Genomic DNA, 15,436 nt, shown 5'->3' on the forward strand with positions numbered 1-15,436 from the left:
TTTTTATTATCCTGGAGTGGTGAGCCCGGTCAGGCGCAGGCGATTGCGGCCGCCGCGCTTGGATTCGTAGAGCGCGGCGTCGCCTTGCTCAATCAGCGCGGTGAGGCTGGCGGGCGGCTTGTCGAACAGACTGGCGCCGATGCTCAGTGTCACGGCGTTGGGGGTGGGGAAGGTCTGGGACGCGCTGGTGAGGAACTGCTCGCGCAAGGTGTTGCCCAGTTCGACGATGCGTTCGCTGGAGGCGTTGTTCAGCAGAATGACGAACTCGTCACCTCCGAGTCGGGCGGTCAGCGCATTGCGCGGCAGCACCGAGCGGATCATTTCACTCAAGGCAATCAGCAAACGGTCGCCGGCGCTATGGCCGTACTGGTCGTTGACCAGTTTGAAGTTGTCGATGTCGATCAGCAGCAGCGCGCCGGGGTGCTCCTTCGAGACGTCCGCCAACAGGCGCGGCGCACGTTTTTCTAGGGCGCGGCGGTTGTACAGGGCGGTCAGGGGATCGCGCTCGGCGAGGCGGGCGATCTGTTTTTCCCGGCGATAGCGTTCGGTGCCGGTCATCGACAAGGCGATCAACATGATCGCCATCGCGCCTTCGACCAGGGAAATCTGAATGATCTCGCCACGAAAGGCCGCCAGATCGATCAACGTGCCGGGAATCACCACGGTCAGGGCTTTGGCCACGTAGAAAATCCCATGCCCCAGCAGCACGTAGCGCAATTGCACGGCGCCGATGCTCAAGGACTTGCCATGCGGCCGCAGCAGCGAGCTGGCCTTGAGCGTTGATAACGCCACCAGCAATGAGTTGGCCGCCAGCATGGCTTTTGACCAGAGGGGGCCGTCCGGCAGTAACAGCATGACCAGCCAGACAGCAAAAATCAGATACCAGGCGGGTGACAGGCGGATCTGGGTAAAGCGCACCACGCCCAGCAAAAACAGAAAATGCGCCGTCACCAGCAGCCCGTTGGCGAACCAGATACCGATAAACAGAAAACCACTGCTGCGCAGCAGGGCCAGGGTCGAGCCCACGGTGATGGTGGCGAAACCGGCGCTCCAGAACAGGAGCGAGGGTTCACGGATGCTGCGCCATTCAACCGCCAGGTACAGCGCGGCGGCGGCCGCAAGGGCGATCGTGATGGTGAGCATCGTTGGCGGGTCGAGCGGCATTTCCGGGCGGGCCTGTCTGGTTGGCGGTAAGACCGGCGATTGTAAGCGTTCGGGCAGTTTTTTCGCAGAGGGCGTGTTGCCGCGCAGACCATCGGTGCTGGTGCGGCAGGCTCAAACCACCGCGCCGAGCGGTCAGGACGACGGCGTGAGCCAGGTGTCGACGACGCGCCGGTCAAGTTCTTCCCAATACGCCATGCCCAGCACGCGGGTGGTGTTCAAGCCGCGCAAATAACCGCGCAATTGATTGGCGGTGTCCTGGATGAGTTGCGGGTCGGCGGCATTCTTGTCCATTAGAACGCTTTCGTACTGGACCAGGTATTCGGCCACACGCTCACGAAAGTCTGGCAAAACGGCGTCGCGAATCAGGTCAAATGTTCTCAAGGAAGCATCCTCATTGCTGTTTTTCTAGTTGTATTGAGTGTGTATCAGTCTGCACGACACGCAACTATTGCTAGAAGTAATAGTGACCATCACGAAACGCAAGTTCTGCTTTGTCGGCAATCGGCGGAAAATCGCCTCCATCGAATACGCCGCTCAAGGAATATGCGCGATGAAGACTCTGACCCGACTGGCTTTGGTCGCCCTGTTGACGGGCGCAGCACTGACCACTGCTCCAGCGTTCGCTGGCGACGCCGGGTCCTGTCATCTTCCCGCCATCGCCGCGAGCAGCACCACGTTACAACATTCGCAAACGGTTGGCGTGTTGCTCAGCGAGAACACGCTGGACAACCTGCAATACCTGGAGCGCTATCACGACATGGCGGCAAACGGTGCGCAAGATGCGCTGGATTCGCGAATCCGCCAGGCGTTTGTCGGCAGCTCCGATCCGGAACTGGCCATCGACTGGTTGGTGAGTTCGCTGCAGCAGCAGTTCTTGTCGGTGACCGTCTACGACAACCTCGATGCACTGGTTCAGGCGCATCCAGACGTTGTGGTCAAACTCGACACCTTCAACCGCCTGCTGACGCAGCGCAACAGTCTGGTGGAAGCGCGTTTTACTGCGCGGTTTTACGACGCCGATCTGCAATACATCGGCAAGGCCGAAGGCGCGGTGGAAAAACAGTTGCCGTCGGTGTGGGTGCATAACCAGTCGGCGCCGGCAGTTGCCGCGCAAATCGACAAGCAGCGAGACCTGCAACTTAACGCGCTGAAGCAATTCGATGTGTCGCTGAAGGCGTTGGTGGCGTCGAGCTGACTCTTAAAACATAAATGGCAACGGCGGCTCCGTGAGGCTGAACCGTTGCCAGTTGAACCGAACCTTTATTTTCAGGATTACCCCTATGCGTCTTTTCTTCGTGCCTGCCGTGGCCGCCGCTGTCTTGTTGTTGAGTGGTTGCGCTTCTGCGCCGAACAACCCGACCCTGACCTTGCAGACCAGCAAGACTCCTGCGCAATACGCTGAATGCGTGGTGCCGAAGTTGCAGGGCAGTGCGCTGAATCCGACGGTTTCGCAGACTCAGCGCAGTTATCGGATTGTGGTGCCGAGCAAGATTTCGGCGGACAACATTCTGGAGGCTTATAAGGCGGGCACGGGGGGCAAGGTGTTCCTTTATGAGCGGCATTTGTTGGCGAGCAATTATTTGCCGTCGAGTTTTGAGCGGGCGGCTCAGGATTGCATCTGATCTGGCCCTGTATGCGTATTTGAAAGAGCTCCTTTGGTTGGCCGCAACCGACCAATTTTTTGCCCTGCGATCTTGATTGGTCGTGGGGTTTTTTTTTGTCTTGGCGGCCTTTGGGCCGACCAGGTTCTTGGGGTTTGGGGGGTATATCCGTTTCTTTGGGTGTTGCGGGTGGCGGTTTCGCCCTTACGGCGAGTCCCTTTGGCAAACGCCCCAAAGGAACCAAAGGTCTGGGCCCCTGCGTTCGGCCCTCGCTGTGGCTCGGGTTCCTTCGTTCCGGGATCGATCCGGGCGCATCGCCTACGGTTTGCTTCGCTGCACCTCCTCTCGATGTGTTCGACTTCGTCGAACGGTCGCTGCGCTCCCACGCCCGGATCAATCCCTCCACTCAGCCTTCCGATGGGGCCGGTACGGCAAGATCAAGAGCGGTACTCGAGCTTGCGCTCATTGTTTTGAGTGGTTAGGGGCGGGTGGCGGGGGGCGGCGTTTTTGAGGTGGTGAGCGATTTAGGGGCTGACGGTGCTTTGGCAGACGGCTTATACCCATTTGAACCGGGCCGGGAATCTCGCGATAAAGCAGGTTCCCGTTTCGGCATTCGACGTCACGTTTAAGCTGCCGTTGTGCGCAGAGACGATCTGCGCGGCGATGTAGAGCCCCAACCCCAGGCCTTCGCAACGCTGCCCGGCTTCGGCTCGGGAGAACGGTTCGAACAGCAGTGGCATCAATGATGGCGGTATCGGCGAGCCCTGGTTGGTCAGGGAAATCACGATTTCGTCGTTTTCTGCATAGGCCTTGAGCGTGATCGGTGTACCGGCCGAGCCGTGGGTTACCGCATTGCCCAGCAGGTTGGAGAGCAATTGGCTGATGCGCAAGGCATCGCAATAGATGCCCGCTGGAACATCGAGGGCATGGTTGAACGTGGCGCGAGGATGTGAGGCCTGCACTTCTTCGAGGGTCAGTTGCAGCGTTTGCTGCAAGTCATCGACCAGTTTGCGCTGCACCGGAATCCCGCCACCCAGACGTCCCCGAGCGAAATCGAGGATGTTTTCGATCAGCACACCCATGCGTACAGAACTGTTGCGAATCGCCGAAATCAGCTTGAGCGAGCGCTGGTCTTCGGTTTTGGTTTCCAGCAGATCTGCGCTCATGCGCACAGCGCTCAACGGAGTGCGCAAGTCGTGCCCGAGCACGGCGATGAACTGTTCGCGTAGCCGGCCGAGTTCGTTGGCGTTGTTCAACTGGAGGGTGGCCGCTTCGAGACGGCTTTGTGTGTCGAGGCTCATCGCGATCAGTTGGGCGAACAGGGTCAGGGTCTTGGCGATGGCCGGTTCGTCGAGGTTGGCCGGGACCGAGTCGATGGCGCACAGCGTGCCGAAAAAGTCGCCATTGGCCTTGATGATGGGAATGGAGATGTAGCTTTCAAGGCCATAGGTTTTCGGCGTGTGGTGCCGGGAGAAGATCGGGTGGGCGCTGGCGTGGCCAAAAATGACCGGTTGCTGGTGCTGGCGAATTTCATGACAAATGGTCGATTCGAGCACCAGTTCGCCGCCGGGTTCGAGGCCGAAATTGATGGAGTCGTCGACCGCACAGGCCACCCAGTTTCGGTCGGTAACCCGCGCCACCGCCGCAAAGCGCATGCCGGTCAGGTGTTTGACCATGCTGAGGATCACTGGCACGGCGTCAATGCGGTGGATGGCTTCGATGTCGGATGAAAAATCTGCAGAGGTCATGAGACGGCGCTTCGCGATGATGTCGTCAGAGACTATCGGTAAATAGCGGACATGACTAATGCACTGAGGCAAAAAAAGAGGGCGCCCGTGGGCGCCCTCTGCAGTGATGGTCATTTGCGCTGTGCGGATGACGGCTCACCCATTCAGAACTTGTACTTGGCCGTCAGCATGTAACTGCGCGGATTGCCGTAGTTGTCGGTCGAGCCCCAGGTCACGTCGGAGCCGATGGACGAGTAGTACTCACGGTCGAAGATGTTGTTGGCGTTGACCTGCAGGTCCAGGTGTTTGTTGACCTCATAACCGGCCATCAGGTCGGTGACCGCATAACCGCCCTGTTCTAGACGGTAGTTGCCGCCATTGGCCAGGGTGATGTCGTTGTACATGCGGCTTTGCCAGTAGACGTTGCCGCCGACGCGGAATTTCTCCAGTGGGCCTTGCAGCCGGTACATGGTCGAAACCTTGAACAGATGCTCAGGCGTGTCGGTGTCGAAACGCTGATTGTTGTTGTCCGGGTTTTCGTCCTTGATGTAGTGGGCGCGGGTGTAGGTGTAGCCGGCGCCGACTTGCCAGTTTTCGGTCAGCGCACCTTGCAGTTCGACGTCCAGACCCTGGCTGCGGACTTTGCCGGAACCCTGGTAGCAGGTCATGACCGGGCAGCCGAACTGATTGTCCGCAAGGGTGGCGCGGTTGGTCTGGTCGATCTGGAACACCGCCACACTGCCGTTGAGCGCGCCGTCGAAGTATTCGCCCTTGATGCCGACCTCGTAGTTTTCACCGACGATCGGCTCCAGCAGTTTGCCGGACAGATCTTTCTGGGTTTGCGGGGTGAAAATATCGGTGTAGCTGGCGTAGACCGAGTGGTGATCGTCGAGCTTGTAGATCAGGCCGGCGTAACGGGTCAGGTTGCGCGTGACCTTGTAGTCGCCATCGCCGCTGCGGTCATCGTAGTCGTACCAGTCGAGGCGGCTGCCGAGGATCAGGGTCAGTGGATCGCTCAGGCTCAAGCGAGTGGTCAGGTAGAAGGCGTCCTGGGTGGTGACGCTGCGGGTCTTGCCGTCACGCACGAAGTCAGGTTTCGGCGCGCCGATCGGCCAGGCCGTGGTGTACGGGTTGTATTCCTTGGAGGTCGCATCGTAAGCCCGGTTGCTGGCACCGACTACCAGTTCGTGGGTGCGGCCGAACGCTTCGAACGGGCCGCTGGCAAAGGCATCGAACGCGGTTTGCTTATCGGTGTTGTGCGACTGATAAGCGGTGGTTTCCAGCGGGCCGGCGTAACGCGACAGGTAGGTGCCGGAGAATTCGCCGTTGAGGGTTGAGGACGTGCCGGCGACGTGCAGTTTCCAGTCGTTGTCGAAGCGGTGCTCGACTTCACCGAACACGGTGTCGATCTGCAGCTTCTTGTTTTCCCAATCCGTGCCCGGGTAGGTGGAGCGGGGCAGGTCGAGGTGATGGCCGTCGGTGCCGATCGGCAAGCCACCCCAGAAATAGTTGGTCTGTTCGTTTTGACGGGAGAAACCGAGGGTCGCGGTGGTGCTTTCGCTCAGATCGGCTTCACCGATGGCGTAGAACAGGCCGTGATCGTTCTGTTCCTTGTCGCGGAAACTGTCAGCGCCTTGATAGGAGCCGACGATGCGGCCACGCAAGGTGCCGCTGTCGTTCAGCGGGCCAGAGGCGTCGAGCTCGCCGCGGTAATCATCCCAGCTGCCGGCCGCACCGGTGAGGGTTACTTGCGGCGTGGCCGTCGGGCGTTTGCGCACCATGTTGATCGCCGCCGAAGGGTTGCCGGCGCCGGTGACCAGGCCGGTCGCGCCACGTACCACTTCGACACGGTCGAACATCGCCAGGTTTGGCTGCACGGCCATGGTGAAGGGCGAGTAGGTGCTTGGCAGGCCGTCGTACATGATGTTGTCGATGTCGAAACCGCGAGCGCTGTAAGTCTGCCGGCCCGGGCCGCTGGACTGACTGAGGAACAACCCCGGCGTCGCCCGCACCACGTCATTGATGCTGGTCATGTTCTGATCGTCCATGCGCTGACGGGTAATCACCGTCACCGCTTGAGGCGTTTCGCGCATGGTCAGCGGCAATTTGGTCGCCGTCTGCATCGGGCCCGTGGTGTAGGAGTCCGTGCCTTCGGTGGTGCTGCTCATTTGCGTGGCGCCAATCTCGGTGGCGCCGAGTTCTAGCGTGGCAGGCGCGGTATCTTCGGCCAAAACAGGTGTGGCGCCGGCCATGCAAATGGCGAGTGCCAGCAGGTTAGGCGAGAGGTGCGAACGGCGGTGAATGGTGTGAAACGACATCAATCTGCTTCCCCAAGGATTACTAAAACGAATCTGATGCGTATGCATGTAAGAAGTATTCGCATTAGCATGTCAGATTCAGTTACATGAAGAAAGGCATACGAGTCAGTTAGTTAACGAATTTTTCACATTTGTGGGCGCGTCGTGCGGCCGAAAGCCGTGCATGGAAACCACGGCTGTTCAGTGTTAGCGCGGGAAGACTCAAGAGGTGCGGAGGCGGGACGAAGCTCAGCAGCGACCGGTCAAAAGGGCTTTCAACCGGCCTCACTGCTGATGAAAAATGGACGTGTTGGAAAGCAGTTTCAGTTCAAATCGTCAGCCGAATGTCGCTCCGGCACCTGACTCTCTTCATCGCCCCATGTGCGGTTGACGCGCTGCCCGCGAATGACCGCCGGGCGATTGGCGATCTCTTCGGCCCAACGCTGCAAATGGGTGTATTCGTCCGCCGCCAGAAACTCGGCCGCTGAATACACGTTGTTGCGCACCAGTTGCCCATACCACGGCCACACCGCGATGTCGGCGATGGAGTATTCGTCGCCGGCCAGATAACGACTTTCGGCCAGACGCCGATCCAGCACATCCAGTTGCCGCTTGGCTTCCATGGTGAAGCGGTTGATCGGATATTCCAGTTTCTCCGGTGCATACGCGTAGAAGTGCCCGAAGCCGCCGCCCAGGTAAGGCGCTGCGCCCATTTGCCAGAACAACCAATTCAAGGTTTCGGTACGTCCGGCCGGATCTTTGGGCAGGAATGCGCCGAACTTCTCGGCCAGATACAGCAGGATCGAGCCGGACTCGAACACGCGAATCGGCGGTTCGACGCTGCGATCCAGCAATGCCGGAATCTTCGAGTTCGGATTGATCTCGACAAACCCGCTGGAGAACTGATCGCCCTCGCCAATGCGGATCAGCCACGCATCGTATTCGGCCTCGCTGTGGCCGAGTGCGAGCAACTCTTCCAGCAGAATCGTCACTTTCACGCCGTTCGGCGTGGCCAGCGAGTAGAGCTGCAACGGCTGCTTGCCGACCGGCAAGACCTTGTCATGGGTCGGGCCGGCAGTCGGGCGGTTGATATTGGCGAACTGACCGCCGGACGCGGCGGTGTTTTTCCAGACCTTGGGCGGAACGTAAGACGCTTTGCTCATGAAACGGACCTCATCGTTGGCAGGCTGAGAATAGACAGCCACCGTAAGGAAAAATCCCCGCGCATGCCAGGCTTACTTGGGATTGCTGGCCGGCGGAATATCCCCGCAGAAAATATCCACGCTGCCATCGGTTGCCGCCGTGCGCACCACCACCGAATACTCACCGGCGAGTAAGGTCGACAACGCCACCGGCGCACTTCTGGAGAACGCCCAGCCGCGCACAGGCTGGCGCTCTGTGGTGACTTTATCGTTCATCGCGTAAGCCACCGGCCCAGGCTGCTGACACCGGCCTTGATTGACGAACGCGTAAAGACGCAAGGGTAGCGAGGCCCCACTCGGCGCGCCGCTGATAAAGAAACTGAAACCGGTGTCCTTGCCCCAGTCGGCCAGCGTGACATTGCCGATCTGCCCGGGATTTTGCCGGGTGGCGTTGAGCGTGACGCTGGCACCGGGATGCGACGAGGACGCGCAGCCGAACAGGCTGAGCGAAACCATTAGCGCCGTGACCGGGTTTCGAATGTTCATGGCTGACCTCCGAGATTGAACGTTACCGCTGCAATCGGTCAGTTAAGCAGATTGCCTCGAATCCCCGTGGCCGATGCGTCGCCCAATGGCCAGCGTCCGGCCAGATACGCCGTCAGATAATCGACAAAGGCTCTGACTTTCGTTGTCATCGCCGCGCGTTCCTGCACACAGGCGTAAATCTCCATGGGCTCTGTTCCCGCGCTGTCTGGCTCGAACAGCGGCACTAATTGACCTCGCTGGATAAAAGGCGCTGCCACAAATTCGGCCAGACGCGTGATCCCCATTCCGTTCACGGCCATGTGTGCCAGCGCATCAATGTCATCGCTGATCGCCGTGGCATTGATGTCGGCGTCGTAGCGCTGCCCGTCGCGGATAAACCCCCAGCGCAGAAATCGCCCGTCCAGCGGGTAGCGAAAAGCCAGGCACGCGTGCTGTTGCAGATCGTCAGGAGATTGCGGCCAACCGGCGCGCTCCAGGTACACCGGGGCGGCGCAGAGGATGAAGGGCAGGGAGGCAATCTTGCGCGCAACGATGCCGTCTTCCAGTTGCGGCTTGATGCGCAGGCTGAGGTCGATGCGATCCTGAATGTGATTGATTTTGTTGTCGGTGGTCGAGAGTTCTATGAGCAGACGTGGATGTTGCGCGGCGAACCCGGCAATCAGCGGGGCCAGCACGTGTCGACCGAATGCAGCAGTGGACGCAATGCTCAAACGGCCTTGCAGCTCGGTTTCATCGCTGCTGATCGCGCTTTGCGCCGACTCCAGGTCCTGCGCGATGCGCCGGACCTTTTCGTAATACACCGCGCCGTTTTCCGTCAGCGCCAGACTGCGCGTGGTGCGTTGCAGCAGGCGCACGCCGAGGTGGGTTTCGAGGCGGTTGAGCGTCTGGCTGACCGCCGCAGCACTGACACCCAAGCGCTTGGCCGCGCCGACGATGGAGCCTGACTCGACCACTTTGATAAAACTGGCAATCGCCGCCAACAGGTTCATCCAGGCTCGCCCATCACGTTTGATTCGTAAGTTGTGCTTTATAAAGCAGCAACCGATGACCGTCTAGTGGGCGCTAATCGGCCTTGTTAAGGTGCCCGCTCCCTGTCAAATGGATGGAAAATTCCTATGGATCAACGTGCTGCCGAAGCTGTTTATATCCGCCGCCGCAGGCTGTCGCATCGCGCTACGCCCTACGTGTTTGCTCTATACATGGCGACGATCATGGCGTTCCTGATGTCGCTGGTCATTACCGCTGCCAATGCCGGCATTGATAACAATTACCTGAGCAATGCCTTGCATGCCTACAAACTGGCGATGCCCGTGGCATTTCTCTGCATCCTGGTCGTTCGGCCGATCGTGATCAAACTGGTGGCGTTGACGGTGCATCCGCCGCGTTGACGATCACTCAAGCCAATATTGCTGCAACGCTCCGTGCACGCCTTGCACCGGATCCTGCTTGGGTAGCGGCAATTGCGCGATATTCGCCAGTTGCGCCGGGGTCGGTGCTTCACTGCAAATATCGCCGTGCTGGCCTGGCGGATAGGCGCCCACCACGAGAAAGTCATCACTGGAACCGAGGCTGCAATGGCCGGTGCCAACGGGCAGCAGCAACACATCGCCAGCGCTGACGTCCAGCACATGCCCATCGGGCCCGCCGAGCACCAGCCGTGCATTCCCGCACGCGACCCCAAGCACTTCATGGCCCTGGGTGTGGAAGTGATGAAAGTCGTAGACGTGGTAGCGCCACTGCGGCGGCCAGCCGTTGGCGCTGAAGGTCTGCTCGAACAGGGCCGCAGGATCACTGCCCTCGATGGCAATCGCCTGCGGATAAATCAGTACCGGCAACTGCGGGTTATTCGGCACCCAATTGTTACGCTCAAGCTGCAAGGTTTGTACGGGGAGGGGCATGTTGTTCTCCTTGTCCGGATGTGTCGTGACTGAGCTGACGGCTTCGCGAGCAAGCTCGCACCCGCAGGGGATCGCATTCCAGTCTTGCCACGGTGGACAACAAAGGCCGGCATCCGCCTCAGAAAAACTCATCAACCATCTGATAGAAGGCGATTCGCTGCGGGTGGGGCAAATCAATCGAAACTTCGTCGTTAGCCAGGCTGTCCAGACCGTTACACCAGCGAAAAGACGAGGATCGAGATGACAACGACAGTAGGAGATTTTCTGGTTGAGCGGCTCAGCCAATGGGGCGTCACGCGGATTTTTGGTTATCCGGGCGACGGCATCAACGGCGTATTCGGGGCGCTCGCTCGAGCCAAAGGCAAGATCGAATTCGTTCAGGCGCGGCACGAGGAAATGGCCGCGTTCATGGCCTCTGCCCACGCCAAATTCACTGGCGAGTTGGGCGTGTGCATCGCCACGTCCGGGCCCGGCGCGTCTCACCTGATTACCGGGTTGTATGACGCACGAATGGACCACATGCCGGTACTGGCCATCGTCGGCCAGCAGGCGCGCACCGCGTTGGGCAGCCACTACCAGCAAGAGCTTGATCTGGTGTCGATGTTCAAGGACGTCGCCGGCGCATTCGTGCAACAGGCTTCGGCGCCTTCGCAGGTGCGGCATCTGCTTGATCGGGCGGTGCGCACGGCCGTGGGCGAACGCCGCGTGACCGCGCTGATTCTGCCCAATGATCTGCAAGATCTCGAATATCAGGCGCCGGCCCGTGCCCACGGCACCGCGCATTCCGGTGTCGGCTACAGCAAACCGAAAGTGCTGCCCTACGAAGCGGATCTGCAGCGTGCGGCGGATGTTCTGAACGCCGGCGAGAAGGTTGCGATCCTGGTCGGCGCCGGTGCCTTGGAGGCGACCGACGAGGTCATCGCCATCGCTGAAAAACTCGGTGCTGGTGTCGCCAAAGCGCTGCTCGGCAAAGCCGTCGTGCCGGATGATCTGCCGTGGGTCACCGGCAGCATCGGCCTGCTGGGCACCGAGCCCAGCTACAAACTGATGAGCGAATGCGACACCTTGCTGATGATTGGTTCGGGTTTTCCATACTCCGAATTCCTGCCAAAAGAAGGTCAGGCGCGCGGCGTGCAGATCGATTTGCAGCCGGACATGCTCAGCCTGCGCTATCCGATGGAAGTCAATCTGGTCGGTGACTCGGCCGAAACCCTTGCGGCGTTGCTGCCGTTGCTCGAACAGAAAACCTCGGGCAAGTGGCGCAAGAAGGTCGAGGGCTGGCGCGGCAGCTGGGAAAAAACCCTGGAAAAACGCGCGATGGCCAAAGCAGATCCGGTCAATCCGCAACGGGTGGTGTACGAGCTGTCACCGCGGGTCCCGGATGAGGCGATCATCACCAGCGACTCCGGCTCCTGTGCCAACTGGTATGCCCGCGACCTGAAGATCCGTCGCGGCATGAAGTGCTCGCTGTCCGGTGGACTGGCGTCCATGGGCGCTGCGGTGCCGTATGCGATTGCGGCGAAATTTGCCTATCCCGAACGCGCGGTGATTGCGCTGGTCGGTGACGGGGCGATGCAGATGAACAACATGGCCGAGCTGATCACCGTCGCCAAATACTGGCGGCAATGGCAGAGCCCGAAATGGATCTGTGCGGTGTTCAACAACGAGGATCTCAACCAGGTGACGTGGGAGCAGCGGGTGATGGAGGGCGATCCGAAGTTCGAGGCTTCGCAGAGCATCCCGGATGTGCCGTATCACTTGTTTGCGATTTCCATTGGCCTGAAAGGGATTTTCGTTGATCGCGAAGAGGACGTCGCCGCCGCTTGGGAACAGGCCCTGGCGAGCGAAGTGCCGGTGCTGATCGAGTTCAAGACCGACCCGAACGTAGCGCCGCTACCGCCGCACATCAAACTTGAGCAGGCGAAGAAATTTGCCACGACGTTGCTCAAGGGCGATCCGGACGAGGCGGGCATTCTGGTGCAAACCGCCAAGCAAGTCCTCAGCTCAGTTCTCCCCGGCAAAAAATAACGTCCTCCTGTAGGAGCTGCCGCAGGCTGCGATCTTTTGACGTTGTTTATAAGATCAAAAGATCGCGGGCTGCGGCAGCTCCAACAGGGGAGTGGAGCTTCGGAGGTGATGTTTGATTTTCGTTGGGTGTGCCGGCTGGAGTCTTGGGCGTGAACACTGGCCGGCATTTCCGGCGGAGGGCACGCACCTGCAGCGATATGCGGCGCGGCTCAATTGTGTGGAAATCAACAGTTCGTTCTACCGCCCGCATCGCCGCTCGACCTATGAACGTTGGGCGGATTCGGTGCCGGACGAATTTCGTTTTTCGGTGAAGATGCCCAAGCAGATCAGCCATGAACGTCGTTTAGTCGACTGCGAGGCGGCGCTCGATGAGTTCCTGGCGCAATGCAGCGGTTTGGGTAACCGGTTGGGCTGTTTGCTGCTGCAATTGCCGCCGTCGCTGATATTTGAGGCGGTGCAGGCAGAGACTTTTTTCAGCGCACTGCGTCAGCGTTTCGATGGCGCAGTAGTGCTGGAGCCTCGTCATGAGTCGTGGGTGAACGCTGAATCATTGCTGTTGGCTGATCGAGTCGCTCAGGTAGCCGTAGACCCGACGCGTATCAGCAGTGACGCAGCGCCGATGGGATGGCAGAAAACCCGATATTGGCGGCTGCACGGGTCACCGCGCATTTACCACAGTGCCTACGAGGACACTTATTTGCAGCATCTCGCCAGCGCATTGCAGGCCGCCGATAGGCAAGGAACGTCGACCTGGTGCATTTTCGACAACACCGCCAGTGGCGCGGCGCTTGGTAACGCGTTGACACTGGCGGCACTGTTGTCGGGTTAGCAGTCTTTCAGGCATCGGATCGTCTGAGAGAGGAAATCCACTCGAAGATCCGATCAGTTGCCATCCGCGACCTTGCGCTCGATCTCATCGACCTTGCGCTGCAACTCTTCGGCATCCTGCTCTTTAACGCGGGTGGAAGAGGGCGTGATGACTTCGTCCACGCCTTTGGTGTCATCGTCGCGGTCTTCCAGATCGCGCTCGACGACGTTCACTGGCTTGCCGGACGCGTCGGTGGGTGGGGCATTCGGGGTTTTATCGTCGTTGCGGTTCATGGCGTTGATCTCCAGGGTTGTAAACATTGGAGGCAACGCCACGTCAGGCGTTCGATATTTTTGCGATGCCACCACCGCCATCGCCAGCAGACTGGCTGCCACGGATTTTCAGTCTTTAAGAATGTCGCGATCCTTGGTTTCCGGCAGGAAGAACGTGCCGAGTATCGCCGTCATTACCGCGATGACGATCGGGTACCACAGCCCGTAATAGATATCTCCGGTAGCCGCGACCATGGCAAATGCCACCGTCGGCAGGAACCCGCCAAACCAGCCGTTGCCAATGTGATACGGCAGCGACATCGAGGTATAGCGGATACGCGTCGGGAACAGTTCGACCAGCCACGCGGCAATGGGCCCGTACACCATGGTCACGTAAATCACCAGGATGGTCAGCAGGAGCAACACCATCGGGTAGTTGGTTTTCGCCGGGTCGGCTTTCTCCGGATAACCGGCCTCCTTGAGCGCGCTGCCCAGGGTGGCGGTAAAGGCGTCGTTGCGCGTCTTGAAGTCGGCTGCCGGCAACGCACTGCCTTCAAAACTCTCGACGACTTTGTCGCCAATGCGCACTTGCGCGACGGTGCCCGGTTCGGCGATCACGTTTTCATAAGGGATCGCCCGTTTTGCCAGCAAGGTTTTCGCCAGGTCACAGGAACTGGTGAATTTGGCCTTGCCCACCGGATCGAACTGGAACGAGCATTGGTCGGGGTTGGCGATCACTTTGACCGGGTTTTTCTCCTGAGCGATGAACACGTCAGGGTTGCCGTACTGGGTCAGCGCATGAAAGATCGGGAAGTAGGTCAGCGCCGCCAGAATGCAGCCGACCATGATGATCGGCTTGCGCCCGATCCGATCAGACAGGCTGCCGAAAATCACGAAGAACGGTGTGCCGATCAGCAGCGAACCGGCGATCAACAGGTTGGCGGTTTGCGGGTCGATCTTCAGCGTCTGCAACAGGAAAAACAGCGCATAGAACTGCCCGGTGTACCAGACCACCGCTTGCCCGGCTGTACCGCCAAGCAACGACATGATCACCACTTTGAGGTTGTCCCAGCGGGCGAAGGATTCGGTCAACGGCGCCTTCGACGCCTTGCCTTCGTCCTTCATTTTCTGGAACACCGGCGACTCGCTCAGTTGCAGGCGGATGTACACCGACACGATCAGCAGCAGGATCGACAGCAGAAACGGAATCCGCCAGCCCCAGGCTTCGAACGCTTCAGTGCCCAGCGCAGTACGGCAGGCGAGGATCACCAGCAGCGAGAGGAACAGGCCGAGGGTCGCCGTGGTTTGAATCCACGAGGTGAAGAAACCGCGTCTGTTGCGGGGCGCATGTTCGGCGACGTAGGTTGCCGCGCCGCCGTACTCACCGCCCAGCGCCAGCCCTTGCAACAGGCGCAGCGTGATCAGAATCACCGGTGCCGCGACGCCGATGGTCGCGTATCCCGGCAACAAACCGACGATGGCTGTCGAGACGCCCATGATGACGATAGTGATAAGAAAGGTGTGCTTGCGCCCGATCATGTCACCGAGGCGGCCAAACACAATCGCGCCGAATGGCCGCACCGCGAAACCGGCGGCAAATGCCAGCAAGGCAAAGATGAACGCGGTGGTTTCGTTGACGCCGGCAAAGAAGTGTTTGGCGATGATCGCCGCCAGTGAGCCGTACAGGTAAAAGTCGTACCACTCGAAAACCGTGCCGAGCGAGGAGGCGAAGATGACCTTGCGCTCCTCCTTGGTGATGCCGCCGCTGCGCGGTGGACTGCCGGTCGAAGCTGTGTCGATTGTGGCCATGGGTGTTCTCCGTCGTGCTTATTGTTGTAGGCCGGAGTCCCCCATTACTGCTTACCGCACTCTGGCCTTGTGGCAGATGCCGTCATCGTTTCCGCGTGAAGCTTGCACAGTCTGACTGCCTCGCCGCTCTGCGAGGTTTCCTTG

Annotated in this window: 15 protein-coding genes; 5 read left to right on the forward strand and 10 right to left on the reverse strand. The window is 59.7% G+C overall.

Annotation, left to right across the window (positions count from 1 at the left end):
- Nucleotides 1-6: 6 nt before the first annotated feature.
- The gene (locus EJA71_RS12605; RefSeq protein ID WP_158957248.1) at nt 7-1,164 is read right to left on the reverse strand and encodes a GGDEF domain-containing protein; all 1,158 of its coding nucleotides are present in this window, start codon (nt 1,162-1,164) and stop codon (nt 7-9) included.
- A 132-nt stretch (nt 1,165-1,296) separates the two neighbouring features.
- Nucleotides 1,297-1,545, reverse strand: coding sequence for a hypothetical protein (locus tag EJA71_RS12610; RefSeq protein ID WP_158957250.1), 249 nt, complete (start codon nt 1,543-1,545; stop codon nt 1,297-1,299).
- Nucleotides 1,546-1,714: 169 nt separating this feature from the next.
- Here EJA71_RS12610 and EJA71_RS12615 point away from each other — a divergent pair, with 169 nt between their 5' ends.
- Together EJA71_RS12615 and EJA71_RS12620 are read left to right on the forward strand one after the other, a co-directional pair.
- Nucleotides 1,715-2,359, forward strand: coding sequence for an ATPase (locus EJA71_RS12615; RefSeq protein ID WP_158957252.1), 645 nt, complete (start codon nt 1,715-1,717; stop codon nt 2,357-2,359).
- Nucleotides 2,360-2,444: 85 nt separating this feature from the next.
- Nucleotides 2,445-2,786 (forward strand): hypothetical protein, encoded by a 342-nt coding sequence (locus tag EJA71_RS12620; RefSeq protein ID WP_158957254.1) that lies wholly within the window; start codon nt 2,445-2,447, stop codon nt 2,784-2,786.
- 533 nt (nt 2,787-3,319) lie between these two features.
- Here the strand turns inward: EJA71_RS12620 and EJA71_RS12625 are convergent.
- The 5 genes from EJA71_RS12625 to EJA71_RS12645 form a co-directional block, all read right to left on the reverse strand.
- Complete coding sequence (locus EJA71_RS12625) at nt 3,320-4,513, reverse strand: GAF domain-containing sensor histidine kinase (protein ID WP_158957256.1); 1,194 nt, start codon at nt 4,511-4,513, stop codon at nt 3,320-3,322.
- Nucleotides 4,514-4,656: 143 nt separating this feature from the next.
- A complete protein-coding gene (locus EJA71_RS12630; RefSeq protein ID WP_158957258.1) occupies nt 4,657-6,810 on the reverse strand; it encodes a TonB-dependent siderophore receptor in 2,154 nt (717 codons plus the stop codon).
- 302 nt (nt 6,811-7,112) lie between these two features.
- On the reverse strand, nt 7,113-7,952 hold the full coding sequence (gene yghU, locus EJA71_RS12635; protein ID WP_158957260.1) for a glutathione-dependent disulfide-bond oxidoreductase: 840 nt from the start codon (nt 7,950-7,952) through the stop codon (nt 7,113-7,115).
- 72 nt (nt 7,953-8,024) lie between these two features.
- A complete protein-coding gene (locus tag EJA71_RS12640; protein ID WP_158957262.1) occupies nt 8,025-8,477 on the reverse strand; it encodes a hypothetical protein in 453 nt (150 codons plus the stop codon).
- Nucleotides 8,478-8,515: 38 nt separating this feature from the next.
- The gene (locus EJA71_RS12645) at nt 8,516-9,466 is read right to left on the reverse strand and encodes a LysR family transcriptional regulator (protein ID WP_158957264.1); all 951 of its coding nucleotides are present in this window, start codon (nt 9,464-9,466) and stop codon (nt 8,516-8,518) included.
- A 126-nt stretch (nt 9,467-9,592) separates the two neighbouring features.
- Between EJA71_RS12645 and EJA71_RS12650 the strand changes: the two genes are divergently transcribed.
- The gene (locus tag EJA71_RS12650) at nt 9,593-9,865 is read left to right on the forward strand and encodes a DUF2798 domain-containing protein (protein ID WP_158957266.1); all 273 of its coding nucleotides are present in this window, start codon (nt 9,593-9,595) and stop codon (nt 9,863-9,865) included.
- A gap of 3 nt (nt 9,866-9,868) precedes the next feature.
- Here EJA71_RS12650 and EJA71_RS12655 read toward each other — a convergent pair whose 3' ends face one another.
- The gene (locus tag EJA71_RS12655) at nt 9,869-10,375 is read right to left on the reverse strand and encodes a cupin (protein WP_158957268.1); all 507 of its coding nucleotides are present in this window, start codon (nt 10,373-10,375) and stop codon (nt 9,869-9,871) included.
- Between the two features lie 240 nt (nt 10,376-10,615).
- On the opposite strand from EJA71_RS12655, the gene EJA71_RS12660 reads away from it, so the two are divergent.
- Both EJA71_RS12660 and EJA71_RS12665 read left to right on the forward strand, forming a co-directional pair.
- Nucleotides 10,616-12,403 (forward strand): thiamine pyrophosphate-requiring protein, encoded by a 1,788-nt coding sequence (locus EJA71_RS12660; RefSeq protein ID WP_158957270.1) that lies wholly within the window; start codon nt 10,616-10,618, stop codon nt 12,401-12,403.
- A gap of 112 nt (nt 12,404-12,515) precedes the next feature.
- Nucleotides 12,516-13,232: a DUF72 domain-containing protein gene (locus EJA71_RS12665; protein WP_158957272.1), complete on the forward strand. Its 717-nt coding sequence runs from the start codon at nt 12,516-12,518 to the stop codon at nt 13,230-13,232.
- A 53-nt stretch (nt 13,233-13,285) separates the two neighbouring features.
- Here EJA71_RS12665 and EJA71_RS12670 read toward each other — a convergent pair whose 3' ends face one another.
- Nucleotides 13,286-13,504: a hypothetical protein gene (locus tag EJA71_RS12670; RefSeq protein ID WP_158957474.1), complete on the reverse strand. Its 219-nt coding sequence runs from the start codon at nt 13,502-13,504 to the stop codon at nt 13,286-13,288.
- 108 nt (nt 13,505-13,612) lie between these two features.
- Entirely contained in the window at nt 13,613-15,292 is a 1,680-nt protein-coding gene (locus EJA71_RS12675) for an MFS transporter (RefSeq protein ID WP_158957274.1), read from the reverse strand.
- Between the last annotated feature and the right edge of the window lie 144 nt (nt 15,293-15,436).

This window comes from Pseudomonas sp. PB106 (assembly GCF_009764645.1).
Lineage (GTDB): Bacteria > Pseudomonadota > Gammaproteobacteria > Pseudomonadales > Pseudomonadaceae > Aquipseudomonas.